This window comes from Phenylobacterium sp. (assembly GCF_035309685.1).
GTDB lineage: Bacteria > Pseudomonadota > Alphaproteobacteria > Caulobacterales > Caulobacteraceae > Phenylobacterium.
In genome coordinates this window covers 1-25,819 of sequence record NZ_DATGEX010000020.1, presented here as the reverse complement: position 1 = coordinate 25,819, position 25,819 = coordinate 1, and the positions used below count along the sequence as shown (strand labels likewise).

Sequence of the window (25,819 nt, the reverse complement as noted above, 5' to 3'; positions counted from 1 at the left end):
GAGCTTGTTGCCGTCCGGATCGCGGAAATAGGCGCCGTAGAAGCCCTCCATCCGCTGGCCGGGCGCGCCTTCGCACGTCCCGCCGGCGGCGATCGCGGCGGCGTGCGCGGCGTCGGCGATCTCGCGGCTGGGCGCCGGGATGCCGAACATGGAGCCGTTGCCGGGCGTGGCCTCCCCGCCGTCATAGGGGGTGCAGACCGCCAGCAGGGTCTGGCCGACGCCGCCGTAGAACTGCATGCGGTCGAAGGCCATGGTCCGCTTGCCGCCCAAGGCGCCGATCACCGGATCGTAGAAGCTGCGGGCGCGGTCGAGGTCGTTGGTTCCGATTGTGGCGTAGCCGATCATGGCGTTTCCCCTGCTCAGGGTGGCAGACAATCCCAATCAAAACGCCGATAGCCCAACCTCTGCAAGGCCGCATGGACGAAAGCCGCGATCTGTCGTCAACTCCAATCGACCAGTGCGGGGAGCGGCGGGAATGGCGGGCATGGACAGGCTGTTGGCGGGCGTTGTGGCCGGCGCGCTGTTGGCGGGCGCGGCGCAGGCGGAGCCGGGCTCGACGGCGGTCAGGCGCGAGGCCTGGAGCGTCGCGGGCCTGAACGCCCCGGCCCAGATGGTGGTCGACCGCTGGGGCATCCCGCACATCTTCGCCGGCTCCTCCCGGGACGCCTTCTTCCTGCAGGGCTACAACGCCGGCCGCGACCGGCTCTGGCAGATCGACCTGTGGCGCAAGCGGGGCCTGGGCCGCCTCGCCGCCAGCTTCGGGCCGTCCTACGTGGCGCAGGACCGGGCGGCGCGGTTGTTTCTCTACCGCGGCGACATGGCGGCCGAGTGGGCGGCCTACGCGCCGGGCGCCAAGGACGCCGTCGAGGCCTTCGCCGCTGGGGTGAACGCCTATGTCGCCGAGGTGAAGGCCGGCAGGAAGCCGCTGCCCGTCGAGTTCAGGCTGACCACCAGCCAGCCCGAACTGTGGGCCGCCGAGGACATCCTGCGCATCCGCAGCCACGCCCTGGTCTCCAACGTCACCTCCGAGGTCGCGCGCGCCCAGGTGGCCTGCGCCGGAGGCCTGGCCTTCGATCGCCTGCGCCGCACGATCTCGCCGCCGCACGCCACCGTCGTTCCCGCCGGCCTCGACCCCTGCGTGGTGCCCGCCGACGTCTTGAAGGACTATCTGCGGGCCACCGAAGCGGTGAGCTTCGAAGACCTGGCCACCGGCGGGCGCAAGGCCGAGGCGTCCCCGCAGACCCAGCTCGCCGAGGCGATCAAGGCCTATGAGAACGAAGGCTCCAACAACTGGGCGATCGCGCCGTCGCGCACCGCCACCGGCCGGCCGATCCTGGCCAACGATCCGCACCGCCCCGTCGGGGCGCCGAGCCTGCGCTACATCGCCCACCTGAACGCGCCCGGCCTCGACATCATCGGGGCCGGCGAGCCCGCCCTGCCCGGCGTCTCGTTCGGCCACAACGCCGACATGGCCTGGGGCTTGACCATCTTCTACATCGATCAGGAAGACCTCTACGTCTACGAGACCAAGGGGGATTCCTACCGCTACAGGTCCGGCTACGAGCCGATGAAAGTCCTCCACGAGACCATCGAGGTGAAGGGCGAGGCTCCGCGCGACGTCACGCTCAAATTCACCCGCCACGGCCCGGTCATCGACGAGACCCCCGATACTGGAAAGGGGGCCCACGCCTTCGCCATGCGCACGGTCTGGAACCTGCCGGGCGCCAGCGGCTATTTCGGATCATCGCGGATGTGGCGGGCCAAGAGCTGGGCCGACTTCAAGGCCGGGCAGGAAGCCTGGGGCACGCCGCCCCTGAACCTGGTCTTCGCCGAGACCGGCGGCGACATCGGCTGGTCGGCCGCGGGCCTGACGCCGATCCGGCCCAACTGGGACGGCCTGCTGCCGGTCCCGGGCGACGGGCGCTATGAGTGGGCCGGCATGATGCCGGAAAGCCAGCTGCCGGCCCTGCACAATCCGCCCAGGGGTTTCGTCGCCACCGCCAACCAGATGAACCTGCCGGACGGCTATCCGAAACCGACCAGCTACGAATGGGCCGACCGCTCGCGGATCACCCGCATCGAGGAGGTGCTGTCGGGCCTGCCCAAGGCGACCTTGGCCGACTCCATGGCCCTGCAGACCGACAGCCACGACGCCCTTTCGCGCCGGACCATCGCGCTGCTGAAGGGCCTCTCCTCGCCCGATCCGCAGGTGCAGCATGCGCTGGACCTGCTGCGGAGCTGGGACAACAACGAGACCACCGGCAGCGTCGCCGCGGCCATCTATCAGGCCTGGACGACCAATCACCTCGGCCACACGGTCGTCGCCGCCGTCGTTCCCGAAGCCGCGCGCTCCCTGGTCGGCTCCGGCTCCATCGACGGCGTGGTGACCTGGCTGGAATCCCCCGACGCCGCCGCGGCTCGCGACGGCCTGCTGCTCAACAGCCTCGCCGCCACAATCGCCGACCTGAAGAAGGGCCTGGGCCCCGACATGGCGCTCTGGACCTGGGGCCGGCTGCATCACGCCGACTTCAAGCCCGCCGCCGCCGTCCTGGCCGACAGCCGGCTGGCCCAGCAGATGGGGACCGGCGCGCTGGAGATCCCAGGCTCGGCCCAGACCCCGCGCGCCGCCACCTACAGCCCGACCACCTTCAACCAGACGGCCGGCGCCTCGATCCGGCTGGTGATGGACGTGGGCGCCTGGGACAACTCCGTAGCCGTGAACACGCCCGGCCAATCGGGCGACCCCTTCAGCGTCCACTACCGCGACCTCTTCCCGCTGTGGGCGTCCGGCGCCTATGTGCCGCTGGACTACAGCCGCGCGGCGGTGAACCGCGACGCCGAGATGGTGGTCACCCTGGAACCCGCGAAATGAAGGCGGCGCATCTCGCGCTTGCCGCCGTCCTCAGCCTCTCCGCCGCCCCAGCCTTGGCCGAGGAGCACGCCGTCCTCAGTCCCGACCGCGCCGAATGCGCGACCGGCAAGCCGGAGATCGCGATTCCCGCCTGCGGCCATCTGATCGACGACAAGGCTCTGCCGCCGGACGTCCACGCCATCGCGCTGCGCAACCGCGGCGTCGCCTACCAGAACCGCGGCGAGCTCGATAAGGCCGTCGCCGACTACGAGGCGGCGATCAAGCTCGGGCCCGCGGTCAACGGGAGCAAGACGATCCTCGCCAAGACCTGGGTCAACGCCGGCATGGTCTATGCGCGCAAGGGCGCCGACGCCAAGGCGCTCGCCGCCTATGCCGCCGCCATCGCGCTCGATCCGGACGTGGGCGTCGCCTACCTCAACCGCGCCGCGCTCGCGGAAAAGAGGGGCGACAACGCCGCCGCCCTGGCCGACCTCACCCAGGCCGCGCGCCTCAGCCCCAAGGACCCCGCCGTCTTTGTCAGCCGAGGCGCCCTCTACGCCAACAGCGGCGACGCCGCCCACGCCGTCGCCGACTTCTCCACCGCCATCGCGCTCAGCCCCGGCGACGCCACCGCCTGGCGCGACCGCGGCCTGGCCTTCCGCAAGGCCGGCGACAACGCCCACGCCAGCGCCGACCTCGCCGAGGCCCTGCGCCTCGCGCCCGACCTGGCCGGCGCGCGCAAGGACCGGGCGTTCAGCCTGCAGGCCGAAGGCTCTGCCGACCAGGCCATCGCCGAGTTCGGTCGCGCCATCGCGCTCAATCCCACCGACGCCGAGACAATCAAGGCGCGCGGCGACGCCTACCTGGCCCAGGGGCAGCACGACCTGGCCATCGCCGACTACACCCAGGCCATCGGCTTCGATCCCGCCTTCCGCGACGCCTATAACAACCGGGGCGCCGCCTACATCGCCAAGCACGACTGGGACCACGCCGTTGCCGACCTGACCAAGGTGGTCGAGCTCGACCCGAGCCTCGCCGCCGCCTTCTTCAACCGCGGCCAGGTGCTGGAGGCCAAGGGCGAGCGCGACCGGGCGATCGCCGACTTCGACGCGGTGATCCGTCTGCAACCGGACCTGGAGGCCGCCTGGCGCCACCGAGGTTACCTGCGCCAGTCCAAGGGTGACCGGGAGGGCGCCGTGGCCGACTACGCCAAGGCCCTCGAACTCGATCCCAAGGACGAGGAGTCCTGGCGCGGCCGCGGCATCGCCCGCTTCGACAGTCACAATCCCGACGGCGCCATCGCCGACCTGACCCAGGCCATCGCGCTCAAGAACGACGACGCGCTCGCCTATCACGTCCGCAGCCAGGCCTACGGGTCCAAGCGCGACATCCGTCACGCCGAGGAAGACGACGCCGCCGCCATGCGCCTTAACCCCAACGTCGCTCGGCGCTAGGTCAGACCCGCCCGGTCACCGGGATCAGGGCGCCGGTGACGGCACTGGCCTGCGGGCTCGCCAGGAATAGCATCACCGCTGCCAGTTCGTCGGGAGTCACCCAGGTGGAGAAGTCCGCCTTGGGCATGTCGGCGCGATTGGCGGGCGTGTCGATGATCGAGGGCAGGACGGCGTTGACGGTGATCCCGTGAGCCTTGAGCTCTTCGGCCAGCGCCTCTGTCAGCCGGTGGACCCCGGCCTTGGACGCTGCATAGGCGGCCATGCCGAGCGCCGCCTTCACCGCGCCATTGGCGCCGACATTGACGATGCGGCCGGCCTGGCTCGCCTTCAGGTGCGGGATCGCCGCGCGGCAAACATTGGCCGCGGTCTGGACGTTGAGCGCGAAGAGCTTGGCCCAGGTCTCCGCACCGCCGGCCTCGACGGTCTCCCAGGAAAAGCCGCCGGCGATGTTCAGGACGGCGTCCAGCCCGCCGAACCGCGCCGCCGCCGCGTCGATGGCCCCCTTGGCGCTCGCCGCGTCGGTGAGGTCGACCCCGCCCTGGATCATCACGTCCTCGCCATCCGCCAGGCCATGCGGCGTGTGATGGACGTGGTCGATCAGCGCCACGCGGCAACCTTGGCCGACCGCCGTCTTGGCGACCGCTGAGCCCAGGGCGCCGGACGCGCCGGTGATCGCAATGACGCGTCCGGGCATGGCGCGAACCTTACAGCCGCTCGACGATGGTCACGTTGGCGAGGCCGCCGCCTTCGCACATGGTCTGCAGGCCCCACGTCTTGTTCCGGGCCTTCAGCGCGTGCAGCAGGGTGGTCATCAGCTTGGTGCCGGACGCGCCCAGCGGATGGCCGAGCGCGATGGCCCCGCCGTTGACGTTCAGCTTCGAGGGATCGGCTTTGGTGTCCTGCAGCCAGGCCACCGGGACCGAGGCGAAGGCCTCGTTCACCTCGAAAAGGTCGATGTCGTCGATCGACATGCCGGCCTTCTTGAGCGCCCGATGCGTCGCCGGAATCGGCGCTTCCAGCATGATCACCGGGTCGTGCCCGATCAGCGTCAGGTGGTGGATCCGTGCCAGCGGCGTGAGGCCATATTCCTTCAGCGCCTTTTCCGAGACGACCATCACGCCCGACGCGCCGTCGCAGATCTGGCTGGAGGTGGCCGCGGTGATCGCGCCGCCCTCGCGGAGCAGCTTCACGCCGCGCATGGACTCCAGGCTGCTATCGTAGCGGATGCCCTCGTCGCTATCGTGGACGACCGGGTTTCCCTCGGCCTCCTTGCCGTCCTTGCCGGTGACCGCGACGATCTCGTCCTTGAAGGCTCCGCCCTGGGTGGCGGCGATGGCCCGCTGGTGCGACTGGTAGCCGTATTCGTCCAGCTGGTCCTTGCTCAGGCCGTACTTGGCCGCGACCATCTCGGCGCCCATGAACTGGCTGAACTGGATGTTCTGATAGCGCTTCTGTTGGTTCGGGCTCATCGGCACGCCGAAGCCCTCCTTGGCCGGCAGCGTCACCGACAGGCCCATCGGCACGCGCGTCATGCTCTCGACGCCCGATGCGATCACCACGTCCATGGTGCCGCTCATCACCGCCTGAGCGGCGAAATGCAGCGCCTGCTGGCTGGAGCCGCACTGGCGGTCGACGCTGGTGGCCGGCACGCTTTCCGGGAGCTTGGAGGCCAGCACGGCGCCCCGCGCGATGTTGGTCGACTGCTCGCCCACCTGCATGACGCAGCCCATGACCACGTCCTCGATCACCGCCGGATCGATGTCGGTGCGGGTGACCAGCTCGTCCAGCACCACAGCGGCCAGGTCGGCCGGATGCCAGTCGCGGAGACGTCCGCCCTTGCGCCCGCCGGCGGTCCGCGTCGCAGCTACGATATAGGCTTCGGCCATGGCCCTAAGCTCCCTGATGAGAAGAGGTCGACCCTAAAGAGCCGTCAAAACGACTGTATGAAGGCGCCGCAGGGTAAGACAAGACCGGTTGACGCGAACGTCAACGTGGATCGCCGGCCGCATGGCGCGCCAGCGTCCGGGCGATCGCGTCCAGAAGCTGGATGAACTGCCCGGCGTAGATGAAGCGCAGGGTGGCGTCCGCCGTCTCGGTGAGGGCGTAGGCCGGCCCGGGATAGACGGCCAACACGCCGCTGGCGCTGGCGGCCGACAGCACCCGCCGCAGTTGCTGCGCCGAGACGCCGATGTCCCGCGCGGTCGCCGCGATCGGCAGCCTGACCGGCCGCCGGGACGGAAACGCCTCGGCGTCGGCGGCCTCGGCGATCAGCAGGGTCAGGACCTGCAGGCCGCCGGATGGATGGTAGAAGGCCTCGACCACCGGCTCGCCGGACGGCAGGGCCCCGGCCGACTGCAGGAGCGCGCCGCCCTGGATCTCGATGAACGTCGCCGCCACCGCCGGCTCGTCCAGGCGGGCGATGAGCGCCCGGGCTGACGGCGCCAGCCGGGCCGCCGCCTCGAGCGGCCCGCGCAGATGCTCGATCCAGTCGGCGCGGAACGCGGCCGTCGCCCGATAGCGGGCGGCGCGGTTTCCCGACGGACCCTCAGCTTCCACCACGAAGCCGACATGGCGCAGGTACTGCAGGAAATCGCGGGCGCGGCCTGGGCTGAGCAGGCCGGTCCGCGCGCACAGCGCCTTCAGCGCCGGCAGCGTCAACTCGCCCCGGACGTCCAGCCACATGGCCGCGAGCTTGGCCACATAGCGCCCGGCGTCGACGCTGCCGTGCAGCGGGTTGCCGCGCGCGCGGATGACCTCCAGGGCCGAGGCAGCCAGCGCGACCACCGCCGGCGCAAACTGTGAATGGGCGAGGATCAGGCCGCGGGGGTTGTCGGGCGCGGCGCCGTTGGTGACCCAGGCGTCGAGCGGTCGGGAATTCGCCTCTGACTCAGGCGCGGGCTTCGGTACGCGATCCACAGCGCGGCGAATACAGCAACATTTTTGATCGCGCCAACCCGGCGTCTTGACCGGGCCGCCCGGCGTCCGGCGCCGTCAACGGCCTGAGCGTCGCCGCCTCACATGAAGTCGCTCATCTCGTAGAGCGGACGGATTTCGATCTCGCTCGGGCCGGGCATCGGATTGGGGCAGCGCTTCACCCAGGCGACCGCCTCGTCCATGTCCTTGACCTCCCAGAGCCAGAAGCCGGCGACCAGTTCCTTGGTCTCGGTGAAGGGTCCGTCGATGACCATGCGGTCGGGCCCGTCGAAGGCCACGCGCTTGCCGGCCGACGAGGGCTTCAGGCCATCGGCGACGCCGCGCAGAATGCCCGCCTCGGTCAGCGCCTCGTTGAACTTGCCCATCGCCTCGAGCATCTCGGGCTGCGGGAGATCGCCCCGTTCGCTGTCCACCGTCGCCTTCACCAGCACCATCACACGCATCGTCTGTCTCCCTGTCGCAATTGGCCCTGCCGGCCTGGTGTCGGAACGACGAATGGGCTTGGCGGAAACCGACATCGTCCGGCGAATTGTTTGGGTGGGCGCCCAGCCGCCGCGCCGTCAGCTCAGCAGCTTCGCGATCTGGGCGCGGAGATCGACGAGGTTCGCCTCGACCATCAGCTTGTAGCGGATCACCGCCTCGCGATCGACGGTGAAGTATTTGTCCTCCTCGAACGATCGCCCAAATATATCATAGAGTTGCGAGCGGAATTTTCCCGAATGGCTCTGACGGGGATCTTCGCTTTGCTCCTGATACTTGACCTCCTCGGCGCTGGTGAGCGCGCAGAGCATCGGATGGATTCTCGCCGACGACACCCGCCGATAGGCCTGGATCCGCTGGATCGTCCGGTCCAGCGGCACGTCCTGCAGCTTGAAGTCGGCTGGAATGACCAGATTGCGGTCGAGGGTCGGCGTGGCGAGGGGAAAGGCCGAGATCAGCACGTCGCCCAGGTGCCGCACATTGCTGCGCCCGCGCCCGAAGGCGGCGATGTCCTCCTCGTAGCGCGCCCACCATGTTGTGAGGCGGCCGAGCAGGGTCTCGAACAGCTTGGGGTCGATCAGCTCACGATACTGATAGCGGTAGGTGGTGCCGAAGACGCCCAGGGTGTGCGGGACCGCCTCCATCAGGGCGTGCAGGTCCGGGCGCATCACCGTCGCGGCGTTCAGGCTGTTGCCGATGCCCAGGATCAGGAGGTCGAAGGGCTCGTCGGGAACCGTCCAGGGCTTGACCGACGCGTGGGTGACGATCGCGCCCGCCGGGACCAGGCTGTTGATCACGTGGTAGCCCAGCCGGTCCCCGAAATTCGCGTCGTTGTAGTACGACAGCACGAGCACCTTCTTGGGCGGCGCCAAGGCGGAGGCGACCGGGCCGCCGGGCTCCCATTTGAAGACGTCCTGCAGGGGGTCGATGGTCTGGCGGCAGCGCAGGACGAAGCCGGCCTGGCCCATCAGGGCCTGCAGGGCCGCGAAGTCGAAGCCGTTGATCCAGCCCTGCCCGGCGCGGTCGAGCCCAGGCCGGCGGTCGGTGATCGAATAGCTGCACACCAGCGGACAGTTCAGGGCGCGCACCTTGCGCAGCAGGTCCAGCGGCTCGCGGATATATTCCAGCACGCCCAGCATACTGACCACGTCGGGCTGCGCGCCATCCGGAAATTCGCCCGCGTTGAGGTCGCAGACGATGGTGCGTTCGTCGCGGGCGACCAGGTCGCAGGGCTGGTATTCGCAGCCCTCCGGCAGCATCCGCGCCAGGTCCATGGCGCCGCAGCCGATATCCAGCACCTTGGCGTAGGCCGGGATCATCTGGGCGGCGAGCCCCGCGCGATATGCCCACTGCGGCGCGAAGGACTCGCGCTGCGACCAGCGGTCGACATCGGTCGCCTGGGCGGCCACCACCGCCTTGCGGCGCTCGATCTCGTCGCTCATGGCCTACCCCGCGAAGGTGTCTTGCAGGATGCGCTCGAGCCACTGCGCGTCGACGCCGTCGAAGGCGGCTGTCGCCTCGGCGTCCACGTCGAAGACGGCGATCAGGCGGCCGTCGGCGTCGACCACCGGGACCACGATCTCGCTCTTGGAGCGGCTGTCGCAGGCGATGTGATCCGGGAAGGCGTCGACGTCCTCGACGACCTGGGTCCTGCGCTCGCGCGCCGCGGTTCCGCAGACGCCGCGCCCGAACGCGATGCGCAGGCAGCCGAGCGTCCCCTGATAGGGGCCCACCACCAGCTCCTCGCGCTTGTCCGGGTCGACCACGTAGAAGCCGGTCCAGAAGAAGTGGTCGAAGCTCGCCGCCAGCATCGACGACACGGTCGCCATCCGCGCGGTGAGATTCGGCTCGCCCGCCAGGACGGACGCGATCTCCTGCGCCACGGTCGCGTAGCGTTCTGCCTTCTCGGCGGGCAGGATCTTGTCGTTGAACGCTTCGGCCATGGAACAAGCATGTAGCGGTCCGCGCCGGTCTGGACAAACCCGCCCGGGCGGCCTTTTTAGGCGCCATCAGTTTCGGGGATCTTCCATGCGTCTAGCCTTGCTCGTGTCCGCGCTCGCGATTGCGTGTGCGTCGTCTTCGGTTGCTCAGGTCGCCGAGGGGCCGAACCGGCTCTTCCAGCCGCGCGACATCTTCGGCCTGCGCGCCGCCGGCGATCCGCAGGTCAGGCCCGACGGCGGCGCCATCGCCTATGTGCGCACGACCCAGGACATCATGACCGACAACGGCCACCCGTCGATCTGGCTGGTGGACCCGGCGACCGGCGCCCAGACCCCGATCGCGGCCGACGATACGGCCAACCTGCGGCCCGTCTGGTCGCCGGACGGCTCCAGGCTGGCCTACGTCTCCGCCGGCCCCGGCGGCGCGCAGCTCTACGTCCGCTGGATGGCGTCGGGCCGCTCGGCCAAGGTCGCCAACCTGGAGCAGGCGCCAAGCTCGGTCGCCTGGTCGCCGGACGGCAAGACGCTCGCCTTCATCATGCTGGTGCCGGCCCCGCCGCAGCCGCTGGGCCAGCCCATGGCGCCGCCGCCCGGCGCCAAGTGGGCCGAGCCGCTGAAGATCATCGACCGGGTCACCTACCGCCGCGACGGCGCGGGCTATGTGCGTCCCGGCTACCGGCACATCTTCACCGTCTCCGCCGATGGCGGGACGCCCCGCCAACTCACCTTCGGCAAGTACGACGAGGGCGGCCAGCTCGCCTTCTCCCCGGACGGCAAAACCCTCTACTTCGCCACCAACCGCCAGCCCAACCGCGAACGCGAGGCCCAAGAGAGCGACATCTATTCCATGGCCGTGACCGGCGGCGAGATGACCCGCCTGACCACCCGCGACGGCCCCGACCAGGCGCCGACGGTTTCGCCGGACGGGACCAAGATCGCCTACGTCGGCTTCGACAACCACGGCTACCGCGGCTACGAGAACACCCACCTCTACGTCATGGACCGCGACGGCAAGAACAGCCGCGCGGTCACCGGCGGCTTCGACCGCAGCGTCGGCGCGCCGACCTGGGCGGCCGACGGCAAGAGCCTCTACGTCGACTACGCCGACCACGGCGTCACCAAGGTCGCCCGCGTCACGTTGGCGGACGGCAAGATGACCGATGTCGCCACGGGCCTCACCGATGGCGCCGAGATGGACCGGCCCTATACCGGCGGCGCTTTCTCGGTCGGCAAGAACGGCCTGATCGCCTTCACCATGGGCGACGCCTACGGCCCGCCGGAGTTGGGCGTGGTGCGGGGCGGCAAGACCGAGAAGCTGACCGCCCTCAACGCCGACCTGTTCGCCGACAAGACGCTGGCCAAGGTCGAGCACATGCCGGTGAAATCCTCCTTCGACCAGAAGGACATCGACGCCTGGATGGTCACGCCGCCCAACTTCGACCCGTCGAAGAAGTACCCGCTGATCCTGGAGATCCACGGCGGCCCGTTCAGCGCCTACGGCCCGGTGTTCTCCACCGACGACCAGCTCTATGCGGCGGCCGGCTACATCGTGGTCTACGCCAACCCGCGCGGCTCGACCTCCTACGGCGACGCCTTCGCCAACACCATCGACAAGAACTACCCCAGCCACGACTACGACGACCTGATGAGCGTGGTGGACACGGCCATCGCCAAGGGCTCGGTGGACCAGAGCCACCTCTACGTGACCGGCGGTTCCGGCGGCGGCCTGCTCACCGCCTGGATCGTCGGCAAGACCGACCGCTTCCGCGCCGCCGCCGCCCAGAAGCCGGTGATCAACTGGACCAGCGAGGTGCTGACCACCGACGGCTACAACTTCATGGCCACCAACTGGTTCGGAAAGATGCCTTGGGAGGACAACGACTTCTACTGGAAGCGCTCGCCGCTCTCGCTGGTCGGCAACGTCAAGACCCCGACCCTGGTGATCGTCGGCACCGACGACCATCGCACGCCGCCGTCCGAGGCCGAGCAGTTCTTCGACGCCCTGCAGCTGCGCAACGTGCCCACCGCCATGATCCAGGTTCCGGGCGCCTCGCACGGCGGGCTGGCCGAACGGCCGAGCCAGGCCGGCGCCAAGGCGCAGGCGATCATCGCCTGGTTCCGTCGCTACCAGTGAGGACGCGCACCGTCCTCGCCGCCCTCGCCCTCGCCGGCCTCACCGCCGGCGGGGCGCAGGCCGCGCCGCCCCGTTCCGCCGGGATCAAGGACCCGGACACCAAGGCCTGGTGGCAAATCGCCGAGGCGCTGTCCTCCGACGCCATGGAAGGCCGCGACATCGGCTCGCCCGGCTACGACCGCGCCGCCGACATCGTGGTCGCCAGGTTCAAGGCCGCGGGCCTCAAGCCGGCCGGCGACAACGGCGGCTGGTTCCAGACATTCAACGTCCATGAGAGCCGGGTGGAAGCAGAGGGCACGTGGATCAGCACGTTCCCCAAGGGCCATGACGTGGGCATGCCGCTGTTCTTCCTGCAGCAGGTCAGTGTGCGCGCCACCGACGCCTTGCCCTCTGACACGGCAATCACCGCGGCCATGACCTTCCGCGGCTACTGCGCGCCCGCCGATCTGGCTGACGTAAAGGGCAAGGCGGTCCTGTGCTTCAACACCAAGCGCGCCGGCCTGCCGAGCGCCGGCCAACGCATCACGGCGGCCGAAAAGGCGGGCGCCGCCGTGTTGATCCAGATCGACGATCCCTATTTCACCATCGAGCCCCCCAGATGGCCCGCCGCCTACGCTCGCACCGTGACAATTGCCGGCAGCGCGCCCCCGGCCGCGCCGGCGCTCCCTGTCCTGACAATCAGCGCGACAGCCTTCGCTGAGATCGCTCAGGACTCGGGCCGCGACATCGACGCGGTCCTAAAGCTTGGCGGCGCGCAGAAGCCGCTGCCGTCCTTCGATCTTCCCCGTTCGTTCGGCGCCAGTTTCCACGTCACGCACCGCGACTACACCGCCAAGAACGTCATCGCCGTCCTGCCCGGCCGCGATCCCGTCCTGAAGAGCCAGTACCTGGCGCTCTCGGCGCACCTGGACGGCTACGGCTTTGGCGAACCGGTGAACGGCGATGGGCTCTACAACGGGGCCCTGGACGACGCGGCCTATGTCGGGACGCTGATCCGCTTCGCCGACAAGCACAGAGCCAAGCCGCTTCGCCGCAGCATCGTCTTCGGGGTGTTCACCGGCGAGGAAAAGGGTCTGCTGGGCGCCCACTGGTTCGTGGACCACCCGACCGTGCCCAAGGCCGACATCGTCGCCGACCTCAACCTCGACCAGCTGCGCCCGCTGTTCCCGCTGGAGCTCCTCACCGAGCTGGCGGTGAACGACACCAGCCTCGGGACCACCGCCCGCGCGGTCGGCGCGACCATAGGCATCCGCATCCAGCCGGACCCCGAACCGGAGCGCTCGCTGCTGACCCGGGCCGACCACTATCCGTTCATGCAGGCGGGCATTCCCGGGACCGGCTTCATCTTCGGCTACACCCCCGGAACCGAGGCCGAGCGGCGCTATCGCGAGTGGTATCAGGTCCGCTACCACCGGCCGCAGGACGACCTGACCCAGCCGATGGATTTCGACGCGGCCGGCAAGTTCAACCGCTTCTTCTACAAACTGGCGGAAACCGTGGCGGACGCCGATGAGCGGCCGAGCTGGGTCGCGGGCAGCAAGCTCGCGCCGAAATGACCTAAGCCACCTCGGCGTGCGCGCCGCCGCCGGGCTTGGCCTGCGGCGGGACCGCGGCGCGGGTGAGCGCGGCGAAGAGCTCGGCGGCCTGGATGGGCTTGGCCACATGGTCGTTCATGCCGGCGGCGACATACTGGTCGATCTGATGCGACATGGCGTTGGCGGTGAGCGCCACGATCGGCGTGCGCGCCCGGCCCTGCGCTGCCTCCAGGGCGCGGATCCGGGCGGTGGCGGTGAGGCCATCCATCACCGGCATCTGGATGTCCATCAGGATCACATCCCAGTCGCCGCCTTCCCAGGCGTCCAGCGCCAGCTGGCCGTTCTCGACGACGGTCGGATCGACACCCATCTGATGCAACAGGGTCTTGAGCACCAGCTGATTGACCGCGTTGTCCTCGGCGGCCAGCACGCGCAGCGCGATCGCCGGCTGCTCGCTGACCGTCTCGGCCACCGTGACCACCGCCCGCTCCTCGCCGAGGAATTTGAGCGGCACGCGTAGGGTGAAGGCCGAGCCCAGGCCAAGCTCGCTGGTGACGCTGATCTCGCCGGCCATCAGCTGGGCGAGTTCGCGGCAGATGGCGAGGCCCAGTCCCGTGCCGCCGAACCGCCGGGTGGTGGAGGAATCCAGTTGGTCGAACTTGGCGAACAGCTTCGACAGGCTCTCCGGCGGAATGCCGACGCCGGTGTCGCGCACCGAAATCTCCAGGATCTCGCCCTGACGCAGCGCGGTCACGCGGATCTCGCCCTGCTCGGTGAACTTCAGCGCGTTGGAGATCAGGTTGTAGAGGATCTGGCGCAGGCGCGTCGGGTCGCCGAGATAGCGGCCTCGCGCGCTTTCGATATCGAGGGCGAAGGAGAGGCCCTTCTTGTTGGCGAGCGCGGTGAAGGCCGAGTAGGCGCCGCGCGCGACCTCGCCCAGCTCGAACTCCATCTGCTCCAGCTCGAGCTTGCCGGCCTCGATCTTGGAGAGATCGAGCACGTCGTTGAGGATCGCCAACAGGGCCTCGCCGGAGCGGTGGATGACGCTGAGCCGGTCGCGCTGACGGTCGGAGAGCTCGTCGCCGGCCATGGCCTGGGCCATGCCGAGCACCCCGTTCAGCGGCGTGCGGATCTCGTGGCTCATGGTGGCCAGGAAGGTGGACTTGGCCGCGTTGGCGGATTCAGCCGCCTGCTCGCCGTCGCGGGCCCGGGCGCGGGCCTGCCGCAGCGCCGAGCGCGACCGGTCCAGCAACCGGCGCGACAGGAAGAAGAAATTGGTCATGCTCACCGCCGCGGCCAGGCAGGTGACCACCGCGCCGACCCGCCAGTTGGCGCCGCGGCTGAGATCGAAGGCGATATAGAGGAAGGTCGCCACATAGGGCGCCAGCAGCAGCCGGAAGCGCTGCAGGTCGGAATAGTATTGCAGCAGCACATAGGCCGAGCCGACGAAGGTCGCCACGATGGCGAAGGTCCGGGCAAGCTCGTCGCCCGCGGCCCAGATCGCCACCAGGATGCCGGCCTGCATCAGGGTCGAGACAACGGTGTTGAAGCTGGTTAGCCGGGTGACGCGGCGCTGCGCGATCGGGTCGGCGGCGCGCTCGGCGGCCGCCACCAGACGCAGGCCGGCGACCAGGCCGACCCAGATCACCGCCAGCCAGCTGAGCGCCCAGACCGGGCCGATCGACTGCCAGGCGACCGTCGTCACCGTCGCCGACGCGATCAACCGCGGCCACATATTGCGCGCCGACGCGCCATAGAGGCGCATGCCCTGTGAGAGCTGTTGGCGTCCCGCCGACGCCGCCTGGACACTGTTGGCCTGATCGCTCAACAGCTATTCCCCCATTTTCGTTGGGGTCATCTTCGCCGACGCGAGTTAACCACACGTCAAACGCGTAACACTGTTCTAGGCGCCCGGGACGCCCAGCCCCGCGGCCGTTTGGCGCAGCGCCGCCTGATCGCCCGGCGAGCCGGCGAAGGCCTTGGCGGCGTCGCGGTAGGCCTGGGCCGCCGCCTGGGGCTGGCCCAGCACCATCCGCGCCCGGATCAACCGCTGCCAGCCCTCCAGATCGCGGGGGTTGGCCTTCAGCGCGGCGGCCTGTTTGGCGACCATGCCCTCGATCATCGCCTGACGCCCCTGCTCGCTCATCTGGCTCGCCGCGGTGACCTGATCGGCGCTGGGGCCGGGCGCGGCGGCCGGAGGGCCGGCGTCGGCGATGGCGGGCGCTCCGGCGGGCGCGGGCGGAAGACGGCCGGTGAGGTCGACGTGGCGCTCCTGGGCGACCTTGACCACGAAGGCGCGAACCTCCGGCGCCCAGGGCGCATCCGGCGGCGCGCTCTTGAGCAGCGCGATCCAGTCGTCCATGGCGCCCTTGGCGTCGCCCTTCTGGTCCTTGGCGATGGCCAGGTAGTAGCGGGCGCGCGGGTCGCCGGCGTCGAGCGAGACGGCCTTCTTGAAGATCTCTTCGGCGGCCGGCGTCACCTGGCCCTGAGACGCCAGCACGGTCGCCTCCCCCTGCGCCGACAGATACTCGCCGTTGTGCGGGTCCAGCGCCGCGGCCTTGCCGTAGGCCTGGGCGGCGTCGGCGTTGCGGCCGGTCTGCAGATAGGACCAGCCCAGCATGCGCCAGCCCTCGGCGTCATTGGGCGACTGCTTCATGCGCTGTTCGAGCTGGCCGATCATCCCGGCCACCTCGCCGTTCGGATGGCCCGGCGGGAGCGCGCCGGATTGGGCCGAAGCTGCGCTGATCGGCGGCGCCGACCCCGTATTGGGCTGACCGATCTTCAGATAGAGGCCGGTGGCGGCCAGCACGACCACGGCCACGAGGCCCAGCGCCAGGATCAGCAGGGTGCGCTCATTGAGCGGCCGCGCCGGCGGCTCGGGCTCGCGGCCCTCGGCCAGGACCCGGCGCTTGACGTCGCCCTTCAAGGCCTCGGCCTCGGCGGGCGGCAGGGCGCCGGCGGCGGCCTGCGCCTCGATCTCGCCGAGTTGGGCCTTCAGCACCTGCGCCACGGAGCCCCGGGCCTGACGCGCGGCGTCGTGCCGGCGGATCAGCGGAATGGCGAGGCCGACGGCCGCCAGCGCGACCATCAGGGTCAGGATCATCCAGAGCATCAGTCGCCTTTGTCTGCAGCCATCAGCCGCGCCGCCTCGGCCTCGTCCGCCGCGCTGAGCGGCGCGTCGCCGACGCGCGCCCGTCCGCGCATGTAGAGCGCTGCGCCGGCGCCTGCCAGCAACAGGATCGCCGCCGGCCCGAGCCACAGCGCCCAGGTGTCCGGCTGGAACGGCGGCTTCAACAGCACGAAATCGCCGTAGCGGGCCACCAGATAATCCACCGCCTGCTTGTCGCTGTCGCCCGCAGCCAGCCGCTCCCGCAGGATGACGCGCAGATCATGCGCCAAGGGCGCGGCGGAATCGTCGATCGACTGGTTCTGGCAGACCAGGCAGCGCAGTTCCTGGCTGAGCGCCCGGGCGCGCGCCTCGAGCCTCGGGTCCTTGAGCTGCTCGTCGGGCGTCACCGCCAGGGTGGGTCCGGCGAGCGCCAGGGCCGCGGCCGCGATCAAGATCAGGCGCTTCACGACTCCGCCTTCAGCTTGGCCATCAAGGGCGCGATCGTCTGGCTCCAAACCTCCGGCGTGATCGCGCCCACCTGGCGGTAGCGGACGACACCCCGGCGGTCGATCACGAAGGTCTCGGGGACGCCGGAGACACCCATGTCGATGCCGGCGCGGCCGGTGCGGTCGTTGCCGCTCTTGGCGTAGGGATCGCCGTTCTCGTCCAGCCAGTGGGCCCCGGCGTCGGCCTCTTCCTTCCAGTCCAGGCCGTCGATGGTGACGCCCTCAGCCTTCAGCTGCAGCAGCACCGGATGCTCCTCGCGGCAGGGGCCGCACCAGGAAGCGAAGACATTGAGCAGGCGCGGCTCCCCGACCAGTTCGGCCGACGTCAGGCCGGCGGCCATCGGCTTCACCGGCGGGAGCGCGAAGGCCGGCAGCGGCTTGCCGATCAGCATCGACGGCAGGATCGCCGGATCGCGTTTCAGGCCGACCATAAAGCCCACCAGCACGATGACGAAGGCGGCCACCGGCAGGATCGCGATCAGGCGCCTCATTCCGCGGGAACCGGCGCGGGCGCAAACGCCGGCGCCGGCGCACGGGCCGCGACGCCCAGGCGCAGGCGGCGGTCGCTCAGCGACACCAGGCCGCCCAGCGCCATGGTGAAGCCGCCGATCCAGATCCAGACGATCAGCGGATGGTCCCAGAGCCGCACGACGATGCCGCCGTCCGCCTCATCACCGCCGGAGATGTAGAAGTTGCCGAGCGGGCTCACGTGAATCGCCGCCTCGGTGGTCTGGCTCGAGGCGTAGGCCCGCCGCTCGGCTACGAGAGTGTAGGGACCGCCGCGGCCGGTGATGTCGAACCGCGCCTGACGGGCCTGGTAGTTGGGGCCGTCGGCGAGGCTGATCGATTGCAGGGTCAGCGTGCGTCCGGCGAAGACCGTGCTGTCGCCCGGCCGCATGGTCAGCACCTTGTCGCTGTGCCAGGCGGTGACGCCGGTGACGCCCAGCAGCAGCAGGCCCAGGCCCGCATGCGCCAGGCTGAGGCCCAGCACGGCCGGCGGCGTGGTGCGGACGGAGCGGCTGAGGTTCGCGCGGCCCGCCCACCAGCGCCGCCCCGGAATGGCGAAGGCGCCGGCGACCAGCCAGGCCGCCAAACCGACGGCGGCGGCGCTGACCACGCCCTTCCAGCCGACCGTGACGAGGCCGATCAGCAGGACGGCGAGCGCCAGGGCGGCGGGCACCCGCACGCGCCGGACCACCGCCGCGACATTATCGCGCTTCCAGTTCAGCATCGGCCCGAAGACCACCAGGACCAGCAGCGGGATGGCCAGCGGCGCAAAGGTGCGGGCGTAATAGGGCGGCCCGACGGAGATCTTGTCCTTGCCCATGATCTCGATGAACACCGGGCTGAAGGTGCCCAGGAACACGGTTGCGGCGAGCGCCACCAGGAAGACGTTGTTGAGCGTGATCCCGCCCTCCCGCGACAGCGGCGCGAACAGGGCGCCGGTGCGCAAGGATGGCGCGCGCCAGGCGTAGAGGCCAAGCGCCGCCCCGGTGGTCACGGTGATGATCCCCAGGATGTAGATCCCCCGCTGCGGATCGACGGCGAAGGAATGGACGCTGGTCAGGATGCCGGAGCGCACCAGGAAGGTGCCGACCAGGCTCAAGGAGAAGGTCAGGATCGAGAGCAGGATGGTCCAGCTGACCAGCGCCCCTCGCCGTTCCAGCACCAGCGCCGAGTGCAGGAGCGCGGTGCCGAGCAGCCAGGGCATCAGCGAGGCGTTCTCCACCGGGTCCCAGAACCACCAGCCGCCCCAGCCCAGTTCATAGTAGGCCCAGAGGCTGCCCAGCGTGATGCCGGCCGTCAGCGGAACCCAGGCGGCCAGCACCCAGGGCCTCACCCAGCGCGCCCAGGCCGCGTCCACCCGCCCCTCGATTAGGGCGGCGACGGCGAAGGCGAAGGCCACCGAGAAGCCCACGTAGCCCAGGTAGAGCAGCGGCGGATGGCTGACGAGGCCCGGGTCCTGCAGCAGCGGATTGAGTTCGGTCCCCTCGGCCGGCGCGGGGCTGAGCCGCAGGAACGGGTTGGAGGTGAAGATCAGGAACCCCAGGAACGCAACGCCGATCAGCCCCTGCACCCCCAACACCCGGGCCTGCAGGGTCTCGCGCAGGGTCCCGCCGAACCGCGCCACGGCCCCGCCGTAGATGCCCAGGATCAGCACCCAGAGCAGCATCGAGCCCTCGTGGCTGCCCCAGGTGGCGGCGAAGCGGTAGGCCAGCGGCTGCTGGCTGTTGGAATGCTGCGCGACCAGCGCCACGGAAAAATCGCAGGCGATGTAGCTGGCCGCCAAACAGCCGAAGGCGAGAATCACGAAGCCCGCCTGCAGGGTCGCCGCCGCCCGGCCCAGCGCCATCAGCACCGGCTCGCCCCTGTGCGCGCCCCACAAGGTCGCGAGCGCCTGGACCATGGCCAGCACGAAGGCGAGGATCAGCGCGAACTGCCCGACTTCCGCTGTCATGGTCTTTTGTGCTCCCCTAGGATCGTGCGGCGCTTTGGGGCGCATTGTGTCGGCACGGGAAGTGCTACAGTGCCAAAGCTTATCGGGGGCGTGAAGCGTTAAGCCGCGGGGCGCGGCGGCGATTTGGGGTTGTTGGGGACAAAGTCGGGGTCGGGAATGTCCGAGGCGGTTCGTATCGCGATCATAGGTTCGGGACCGTCGGGTCTCAGCGCCGCCGCGCATGCCGCCGCCAAAGGCGTCAGCCACGTCCTCCTGGAGAAGACCGACCACCTCTCCGACACCATCTTCCGCTACCAGAAGGGCAAGCACGTGATGGCGACGCCGTCACAGCTGGTGCTGCGCTCGGACTGCGATTTCGAGGCCGGCAAGCGCGAGGCGGTGCTGAAGCAGTGGAACGAAGACGCCGAGAAAGCCGGCGTGAACGTCCGCTACAAGGCCGAGGCCAAGGCGATCACCGGCGCCAAGGGCGCCTTCGAGATCCAGCTCACCAACGGCGACGTGGTGGCCGCCGAGACGGTGATCCTCGCCATCGGCACCCAGGGCAACCCGAACCTGATGCGTTGCGAGGGCGCGCCCCTGCCCCACGTGCAGTACCAGCTCGACGACCCGGCGGAATATATCGACGAGCACATCTTCGTCTTCGGCGGCGGCGACGCCGGCATCGAGAACGCGCTCGGCCTCTGCGCCGACCAGGCGCAGGGCAACGTCGTCACCCTGGTCAACCGCTCCGCGGACTTCGCCCGCGCCAAGGACGCCAACGTCAAGGCGCTGATGCAGGCGCGCGACACCGGGCGGATGACCATCCTCGCCGAAACCACGCCCAGCCTGATCGAGACCGGCTGGATCACGGTGGAGACGCCGCAGGGCACCGCGCGGCACAAGTGCGACCGGATCATCGCGCGCATGGGCTCCAACCCGCCGCGCAAGTTCGTCGAGGCGGCCGGCATCGCCTTCACCAGCGATGCGCCCGGCGCCTTCCCGCAGCTCTCGGCGACCTTCGAGACCACCACGCCCGGCATCTATGTGATCGGGGCGCTGGCCGGCTATCCGCTGATCAAGCACTGCATGAACCAGGGCCACGACGTCGTGGAATACATCTGCGGCGCCACCGACCTGAAGCCCGCCGACGAGCCGATCCTGGAAGCCAAGCTGGCGCACCTGCCCGGCAAGCTGTCGGTGGCGGACTGGCTGGAGTTCCTGCGCAGCCGGGTGGAGATCCTCTACGGCCTGTCGTCCCTGCAGATGCGCGAGTTCCTGCTGGACTCCGAGGTGAAGGCCTTCCGCAAGGGCGAGGTGATCTTCGAACGCAACGGCGTCGGGTCCTCGCTGTTCGGCATCGCCCAGGGCTCGGTGCTGGTGGAGGTCGACCCCAAGGACCCCAAGATCACCGTGCCGATCCCGACCGGCTCGATCTTCGGCGAGGTGGGCCTGATCTCCGGGCGCCGCCGCGGCGCGACCATCCGGGCCGGCGAGGACTGCATCGTCGTGGAGATCCCCCGCACCGGGGCGCTGAAGCTGATGGCCCAGGTGGCCGAGGCTCGCGACACGGTGAACCGCATCACCACCGAGCGGCAGATCCTGCAGATCTTCAAATCGGGCCTGACGCCTGCCGACCTCGCCGAGGTGCTGCCCGAGGCCCAGACCATGGAGGTCAAGGCCGGCCAGCCGATCATGAGCGAGGGCGACGAGGGCGACGACCTGTTCATTATCCGCTCCGGCTCGATGATCGTCGAGAAGATGGTGGGCGGGAAGAACGTCTTCCTCTCCTACGTCCCGGCCGGCTCCTACTCCGGCGAGATGGCGCTGCTGGACGGCGGACGCCGCACGGCGACGGTGAAGGCCGCGATCCGCAGCCAGGTGGTGCGCCTGCCTGGCGAGCCCTTCCGTCGCCTGCTGGAAAAGAAGCCGGCGCTCCTGAAGCGTATGCGCGAAGAGGTCGCCTCGCGCCGCAAGATCAACGCCTTCGTCGAGGAGCAGAAGGACAACTTCGGCGGCGTGGTGGACATGTACTCCTCGGTCGCCAGCTTCCTGATCGATCAGGGCCTGGGCGAGGCCACCGACGTCCTACTGATCGACGAGAGCCTTTGCGTCGGCTGCGACAACTGCGAGAAGGCCTGCGCCGACAGCCACGAGGGCCTGTCGCGGCTGAACCGCGAGGCCGGCAAGACCTACGCCCAGATCCACGTGCCGACCTCCTGCCGGCACTGCGAGCACCCCTACTGCATGACCGACTGCCCGCCCAACGCCATCCAGCGCGGGCCGGACGGCGAGGTGTTCATCTCCGAGGCCTGCATCGGCTGCGGCAATTGCCAGCGCAACTGCCCCTACGACGTGATCCAGATGGACAAGCCGCCGCCGGAGAAACCCGGCCTGCTCGCCTGGATGCTGTTCGGCATGGGTCCGGGGCCGGGCGAACCCGACAAGGCCTGGCGCGAAAAACAGCCCAAGGCCAAGGTTGAAAAGGGTAAGGTCGCGATCAAGTGCGACATGTGCATCGGCAAGGCCGGGGGGCCTGCCTGTGTCCGGGCCTGCCCCACCGGGGCGGCGATCCGGGTGTCGCCGGAGGAGTTCCTTTCGGTGGCGCTTCTGGAACGGGGGTAGGGCTTAGCTTTGGCGGCGGCGCGGGGGAAAACACAGAGACGGAGAACGGCGACGCATGAGAGCTTCCTGCGTCATGGCCGCTTCCTGTTCCTGCGCGCCGCCCTGATCCTCTGCGCCTCGGCGATCACCGCCTATATCCTGCAGAAGCCGCTGCCGCGGCCGGGCGGCGGCACGGCGCTGGGCTATGTGCTGGGGACGGTCGGCGCGCTGCTGATCGTCTGGCTGGCCCTGCTGGGCATCCGCAAGCGGGCGATCAGCGCCGGCCACTATTCGCTCAAGGCCTGGGTCTCGGCGCACGTCTATCTGGGCCTGTCGCTGATCGTGGTGGCGACCCTGCACACCGGGTTCCAGTTCGGCTGGAACGTCCACACGCTGGCCTACGGACTGATGCTGCTGGTGATCGTCTCGGGCGCGGTCGGCGTCTGGGCCTACGCCACGCTGCCTCGCACCCTCAGCGACAACCGCGGCGAGACCACCCGCAAGCAGATGCTGGCGCAGATCGCCAGCCTGGACGAGCAGATCCTCGAGGCCGCGCAGCCGCTGTCGCGCGCGAACGCCGACATCGTGCGGCTGTCGCTCGAGGAGACCGATCTCGGCGGCGGGTTCTGGCGGCGCCTGCTCGCGCGCTACGGCGACTGCGCCAACGGCCGGGCGCTGTCGCAGATCGGCGCGGCGCTTCGCGGCGCCAGCGACCGCGAGGCCGTGGCGCTGGCTAAGGTCGAGGACCTGATGCAGCGCAAGGCCGAGGCGCTGGCCTTGGCGCGCCGTCAGATGCATATCACCGCGATGCTCGAAGCTTGGCTTTTCGTGCACGTTCCCGCCACGTTCGCCCTGCTGGCGGCGCTCACCGCGCATATCGTCAGCGTCTTCCTCTACTGGTGACATGACCCCCCTCGCGACATGACTCAGGCGATCACCCTTCGGCTGATCACCCGCCAGGCGGGAGGCGGAGAGATCGTCCGCACACGCCGGATCGACACCGGCGAGGCGCTGATCGGGCGCGCGCCCGGCTGCGACATCCACCTGCCGGATCTGGCGGTGGACATGGAGCACGCCCTGCTGCGCGCCCTGGGCCAGGGCCGGGTCAGCATCGAATCCCTGACCGGGGAGCCGTTCCAGGTGGGCGGCAAGCCCGCGCTGCGCGTCGAGCTGGACGCGGCCAACGCCCAGGTCGTGAGCTTCGGCGCCTACGAACTGGTCTTCAGCCTGGGCGCCGAGGACGACGTGGTCGTCACGGTGCTGCGCCGCGAAGACGACTACCATCCCACGCCCAGCCTGTTTTCGCTGAAGGCGTCGGTGTTCGGCCGCCGGCGGATGGCCTGGACGCTGGGGCTGGCGATCCTGGCGCTGTGCCTGATCCTGCCCATCGCCGGCGCCGCCTGGTTCAGGAACAGCCACATCCATCCCGACCAGCAATGGTCCACCGGCCCGCTCTCCAAGGCGCACGCCTTCCTGGATAAGGATTGCCAGGCCTGCCACCAGAAGGCCTTCGTCGCCGTGCGCGACACCGCCTGCCTCTCCTGCCACCAGTCCGGCCGCGACCCGGCGATCCAGGCGGCCTCCGACGCGCGGGTGACGGGGCTGGGCAGCCCGTTCCTGCCGCTCCTGATGAGCGACCACGCCGCCCACGCCAAGCTGATCCGCGCCATGCCGCCGCCGCCCACCATCACGGGCAAGGTCGCCGGCGTCTTCCAGATGGCGCTGGACCATCCGCGCGACCGTTGCGCGAGCTGCCACCGCGAGCACACCACCGCCCCGCCCGATCCCAATGTGCCCAAGACCGCCGACGTGGTGCGGCCCGGGAAGCCGGCGCTGATCGTGGTCACCGACTGCGCCGGCTGCCACAGCCGCTTGAAGATGCGCCTGCCCTCCACCGGCCTGATCGACACGCCGGACTGGAACCGCCACCCGGACTTCCGCCCGCTGGTCACCGTCGGCTTCGACGGCCCGCAGCCCAGGCTGCAGCGCATCTCGGTCACGCAGCATCCGCTGGAAGCCAATGGCCTGACCTTCTCGCACCGGGTGCACATGAGCGCGACCGGCGGCGTGGCGCGGCAGGGCGAGGTGCTGGGCGCGGCCAAGGGCTATGGCGCGGCGCTCACCTGCCAGTCCTGCCACCGGCCGGACGGCGGCGGCTTCAAGCCGATCGAGATGGAGCGCGACTGCGGCGCCTGCCACTCATTGGCCTTCGCCGGCGGCCCGGGCAATCTGCAGACCCTGCGCCACCACGACATGCGCAACATCCTGGGCGTCCTGCGGGGCTCGCTGACGCCGGCGAACGGCCCGCACGTAGACCCGGCGGTGCTGCGCCGCGCCATGGCGCCGGGCGGCCTCTGCGTCGACTGCCACACCATCCGCCCGTCCGGCGGGCCGTTCGGGGCAGAGATTTCGCCGGTGCATCTGGCCGACCGGGTCCTGCCCTGGGGCGACTTCAACCACGGCGTCGCGGCTCACGCCGGCGTCGGCGCGGGCGCCGCCGCCTGCGCCGACTGCCACAAGGCCGCCGCGTCGGACAGGACCCAGGACTTCCTGATCGAGGGCGTCGCCACCTGCCGGGCCTGCCACGGCAAGACCGAGCATGAGACCCCGGCCTTCGCCGGCGCCCAGTGCAGCGAGTGCCACAGCTTCCACCAGCCGGGCGAGGCGCCCCGCACCGGCCAGGACCGGCTGTTCACGGCGCTCGGCCTCCCCGCCGGCGAAAAGCCCCGCGGCCTGCCGACGCTGGGGCCGCAGGCGCCCTAGGCGCGACTCCTCTCCCTGGCGCGGCAGCGCCGAGGGAGAGGTCGGGAGAGGGCGGCGCCGAAGTCGAAGCAGCAATCAGGTTGGACCCGCGGGCAACCTCCCGCCGCCTCTCCTGGGCGCTCATCGGGTCCAATGAAAAGGGCGGCCCCATCGCTGGCGCTGCCCTCTCCCAGCCTCTCCCTCGGCGCTGCCGCGCCAGGGAGAGGAGCGTTCTGGATCCTACACCACCCCATACGCCAGCATGGCGTCGGCGACCTTCTTGAAGCCGGCGATGTTGGCGCCGCGGACGTAGTCGATGACCTTGGTCCCCGGCTTTCCGCCATATTCGGCGCAGCGCTCGTGGATGCCACTCATGATGTCCTGCAGGAGCCGTTGCAGTTCCTCTTCCTTCCAGGAGATGCGGGCCGAGTTCTGGCTCATCTCCAGGCCGCTGACCGCCACGCCGCCGGCGTTGGCCGCCTTGCCCGGCGCATAGAGGATGTTGGCGGCCTTGAACTTGTGCACGCCCTCCAGATTGGTCGGCATGTTGGCGCCCTCCGACACCGCGATGCAGCCGTTCTTCAGCAGGGTGTCGGCGTCGGGGCCGAGCAGTTCGTTCTGGGTCGCACACGGCAGCGCCAGATCGCATTTCACGCCCCAGGGCGTCTTGCCGGCGTGGAATTCCGAGCCCTTGAACTCCTTGGCGTATTCGCTGATCCGGCCGCGGCGCTTGTTCTTCAGCTCCTTCACCCAGTCGATCTTCTCCTGGGTCATGCCGGCCGGGTCATAGATGAAGCCCTCGGAGTCGGAGAGCGTCACCACCTTGCCGCCCAGCTGGTGGCACTTCTCGGCGGCGTGAGTCGCCACGTTGCCGGAGCCGGAGATCACGACGGTGTGGCCGTCGATGTCCTTGCCCTGGGTCTTGAGCATGTTCTGCAGGAAGTAGGTCGCGCCGTAGCCGGTGGCCTCGGTGCGGATCAGGCTGCCGCCGTATTCCAGGCCCTTGCCGGTCAGGACACCCTCGAAAACGTTGGTGATGCGCTTGTACTGGCCGAACATGTAGCCGATCTCGCGGGCGCCAACGCCGATGTCGCCG

The 25,819-nt window shown here is 69.8% G+C and carries 19 protein-coding genes and 1 pseudogene; 7 read left to right on the top strand and 13 right to left on the bottom strand.

From position 1 onward, the window contains the following. On the bottom strand, positions 1 to 345 hold a 345-nt coding region (locus VKQ35_RS06470), incomplete at its 3' end, for a VOC family protein (protein ID WP_324359732.1). Between the two features lie 139 nt (positions 346 to 484). On the opposite strand from VKQ35_RS06470, the gene VKQ35_RS06465 reads away from it, so the two are divergent. Together VKQ35_RS06465 and VKQ35_RS06460 are read left to right on the top strand one after the other, a co-directional pair. After that, complete coding sequence (locus tag VKQ35_RS06465; protein ID WP_324359730.1) at positions 485 to 2,872, top strand: penicillin acylase family protein; 2,388 nt, start codon at positions 485 to 487, stop codon at positions 2,870 to 2,872. Then, positions 2,869 to 4,305, top strand: a complete 1,437-nt coding sequence (locus tag VKQ35_RS06460) for a tetratricopeptide repeat protein (protein ID WP_324359728.1) — start codon at positions 2,869 to 2,871, stop codon at positions 4,303 to 4,305. The genes VKQ35_RS06465 and VKQ35_RS06460 overlap by 4 nt, the downstream gene beginning before the upstream one ends. A 1-nt stretch (position 4,306) precedes the next feature. On the opposite strand, the gene VKQ35_RS06455 is transcribed toward VKQ35_RS06460, so the two are convergent. From VKQ35_RS06455 to VKQ35_RS06430, 6 genes are all read right to left on the bottom strand, one after another. Beyond that, positions 4,307 to 4,999 carry an SDR family NAD(P)-dependent oxidoreductase gene (locus VKQ35_RS06455; protein WP_324359726.1) on the bottom strand — a complete coding sequence of 231 codons (693 nt, stop codon included), beginning with the start codon at positions 4,997 to 4,999 and terminating at the stop codon, positions 4,307 to 4,309. A gap of 10 nt (positions 5,000 to 5,009) precedes the next feature. Beyond that, the gene (locus VKQ35_RS06450; RefSeq protein ID WP_324359724.1) at positions 5,010 to 6,191 is read right to left on the bottom strand and encodes an acetyl-CoA C-acetyltransferase; all 1,182 of its coding nucleotides are present in this window, start codon (positions 6,189 to 6,191) and stop codon (positions 5,010 to 5,012) included. 100 nt (positions 6,192 to 6,291) lie between these two features. After that, positions 6,292 to 7,221 (bottom strand): hypothetical protein, encoded by a 930-nt coding sequence (locus VKQ35_RS06445; protein ID WP_324359722.1) that lies wholly within the window; start codon positions 7,219 to 7,221, stop codon positions 6,292 to 6,294. A 98-nt stretch (positions 7,222 to 7,319) separates the two neighbouring features. Then, entirely contained in the window at positions 7,320 to 7,682 is a 363-nt protein-coding gene (locus VKQ35_RS06440) for a YciI family protein (RefSeq protein ID WP_324359721.1), read from the bottom strand. 117 nt (positions 7,683 to 7,799) lie between these two features. Next, a complete protein-coding gene (locus tag VKQ35_RS06435) occupies positions 7,800 to 9,161 on the bottom strand; it encodes a class I SAM-dependent methyltransferase (RefSeq protein ID WP_324359719.1) in 1,362 nt (453 codons plus the stop codon). A 3-nt stretch (positions 9,162 to 9,164) separates the two neighbouring features. Continuing rightward, complete coding sequence (locus VKQ35_RS06430; RefSeq protein ID WP_324359718.1) at positions 9,165 to 9,662, bottom strand: GAF domain-containing protein; 498 nt, start codon at positions 9,660 to 9,662, stop codon at positions 9,165 to 9,167. Positions 9,663 to 9,747: 85 nt separating this feature from the next. Between VKQ35_RS06430 and VKQ35_RS06425 the strand changes: the two genes are divergently transcribed. Further along, the gene (locus VKQ35_RS06425) at positions 9,748 to 11,793 is read left to right on the top strand and encodes a S9 family peptidase (protein WP_324359716.1); all 2,046 of its coding nucleotides are present in this window, start codon (positions 9,748 to 9,750) and stop codon (positions 11,791 to 11,793) included. Further along, a complete protein-coding gene (locus VKQ35_RS06420) occupies positions 11,790 to 13,349 on the top strand; it encodes a M28 family peptidase (protein ID WP_324359714.1) in 1,560 nt (519 codons plus the stop codon). The genes VKQ35_RS06425 and VKQ35_RS06420 overlap by 4 nt, the downstream gene beginning before the upstream one ends. A 1-nt stretch (position 13,350) precedes the next feature. On the opposite strand, the gene VKQ35_RS06415 is transcribed toward VKQ35_RS06420, so the two are convergent. The 5 genes from VKQ35_RS06415 to VKQ35_RS06395 all read right to left on the bottom strand — a co-directional run bounded on the left by VKQ35_RS06415 (position 13,351) and on the right by VKQ35_RS06395 (position 19,401). Further along, the gene (locus VKQ35_RS06415) at positions 13,351 to 15,156 is read right to left on the bottom strand and encodes an ATP-binding protein (RefSeq protein WP_324359712.1); all 1,806 of its coding nucleotides are present in this window, start codon (positions 15,154 to 15,156) and stop codon (positions 13,351 to 13,353) included. 75 nt (positions 15,157 to 15,231) lie between these two features. Next, positions 15,232 to 16,440: a c-type cytochrome biogenesis protein CcmI gene (gene ccmI / locus VKQ35_RS06410; protein ID WP_324359710.1), complete on the bottom strand. Its 1,209-nt coding sequence runs from the start codon at positions 16,438 to 16,440 to the stop codon at positions 15,232 to 15,234. Then, complete coding sequence (locus VKQ35_RS06405; RefSeq protein WP_324359708.1) at positions 16,440 to 16,904, bottom strand: cytochrome c-type biogenesis protein; 465 nt, start codon at positions 16,902 to 16,904, stop codon at positions 16,440 to 16,442. Before VKQ35_RS06405 ends, ccmI begins: the two co-directional genes overlap by 1 nt. Continuing rightward, positions 16,901 to 17,434, bottom strand: coding sequence for a DsbE family thiol:disulfide interchange protein (locus tag VKQ35_RS06400; RefSeq protein ID WP_324359706.1), 534 nt, complete (start codon positions 17,432 to 17,434; stop codon positions 16,901 to 16,903). Before VKQ35_RS06400 ends, VKQ35_RS06405 begins: the two co-directional genes overlap by 4 nt. Next, positions 17,431 to 19,401, bottom strand: coding sequence for a heme lyase CcmF/NrfE family subunit (locus VKQ35_RS06395; RefSeq protein WP_324359704.1), 1,971 nt, complete (start codon positions 19,399 to 19,401; stop codon positions 17,431 to 17,433). Before VKQ35_RS06395 ends, VKQ35_RS06400 begins: the two co-directional genes overlap by 4 nt. Before the next feature lie 156 nt (positions 19,402 to 19,557). Between VKQ35_RS06395 and VKQ35_RS06390 the strand changes: the two genes are divergently transcribed. Genes VKQ35_RS06390 through VKQ35_RS06380 form a run of 3 tightly spaced genes read left to right on the top strand, consistent with a single transcriptional unit; the run spans position 19,558 to position 24,744 of the window. Further along, the gene (locus tag VKQ35_RS06390; protein WP_324359702.1) at positions 19,558 to 22,002 is read left to right on the top strand and encodes a cyclic nucleotide-binding domain-containing protein; all 2,445 of its coding nucleotides are present in this window, start codon (positions 19,558 to 19,560) and stop codon (positions 22,000 to 22,002) included. A 9-nt stretch (positions 22,003 to 22,011) separates the two neighbouring features. After that, positions 22,012 to 22,884, top strand: a complete 873-nt coding sequence (locus VKQ35_RS06385; protein WP_324359700.1) for a hypothetical protein — start codon at positions 22,012 to 22,014, stop codon at positions 22,882 to 22,884. An 18-nt stretch (positions 22,885 to 22,902) separates the two neighbouring features. Further along, positions 22,903 to 24,744: a hypothetical protein gene (locus VKQ35_RS06380; protein WP_324359698.1), complete on the top strand. Its 1,842-nt coding sequence runs from the start codon at positions 22,903 to 22,905 to the stop codon at positions 24,742 to 24,744. A 219-nt stretch (positions 24,745 to 24,963) separates the two neighbouring features. Here the strand turns inward: VKQ35_RS06380 and VKQ35_RS06375 are convergent. Next, a pseudogene (locus tag VKQ35_RS06375) lies at positions 24,964 to 25,819 on the bottom strand (NADP-specific glutamate dehydrogenase); the annotation flags it as partial.

Excerpts from the sequence above, each read along its gene's own strand:
- VKQ35_RS06465 (WP_324359730.1), top strand. The coding sequence starts at position 485 with ATGGACAGGCTGTTGGCGGGCGTTGTGGCCGGCGCGCTGTTGGCGGGC.
- VKQ35_RS06460 (WP_324359728.1), top strand. The coding sequence starts at position 2,869 with ATGAAGGCGGCGCATCTCGCGCTTGCCGCCGTCCTCAGCCTCTCCGCC.
- VKQ35_RS06455 (WP_324359726.1), bottom strand. The coding sequence starts at position 4,999 with ATGCCCGGACGCGTCATTGCGATCACCGGCGCGTCCGGCGCCCTGGGC.
- VKQ35_RS06450 (WP_324359724.1), bottom strand. The coding sequence starts at position 6,191 with ATGGCCGAAGCCTATATCGTAGCTGCGACGCGGACCGCCGGCGGGCGC.
- VKQ35_RS06440 (WP_324359721.1), bottom strand. The coding sequence starts at position 7,682 with ATGCGTGTGATGGTGCTGGTGAAGGCGACGGTGGACAGCGAACGGGGC.
- VKQ35_RS06435 (WP_324359719.1), bottom strand. The coding sequence starts at position 9,161 with ATGAGCGACGAGATCGAGCGCCGCAAGGCGGTGGTGGCCGCCCAGGCG.
- VKQ35_RS06430 (WP_324359718.1), bottom strand. The coding sequence starts at position 9,662 with ATGGCCGAAGCGTTCAACGACAAGATCCTGCCCGCCGAGAAGGCAGAA.
- VKQ35_RS06425 (WP_324359716.1), top strand. The coding sequence starts at position 9,748 with ATGCGTCTAGCCTTGCTCGTGTCCGCGCTCGCGATTGCGTGTGCGTCG.
- ccmI (WP_324359710.1), bottom strand. The coding sequence starts at position 16,440 with ATGCTCTGGATGATCCTGACCCTGATGGTCGCGCTGGCGGCCGTCGGC.
- VKQ35_RS06400 (WP_324359706.1), bottom strand. The coding sequence starts at position 17,434 with ATGAGGCGCCTGATCGCGATCCTGCCGGTGGCCGCCTTCGTCATCGTG.
- VKQ35_RS06395 (WP_324359704.1), bottom strand. The coding sequence starts at position 19,401 with ATGACAGCGGAAGTCGGGCAGTTCGCGCTGATCCTCGCCTTCGTGCTG.
- VKQ35_RS06390 (WP_324359702.1), top strand. The coding sequence starts at position 19,558 with ATGTCCGAGGCGGTTCGTATCGCGATCATAGGTTCGGGACCGTCGGGT.
- VKQ35_RS06380 (WP_324359698.1), top strand. The coding sequence starts at position 22,903 with ATGACTCAGGCGATCACCCTTCGGCTGATCACCCGCCAGGCGGGAGGC.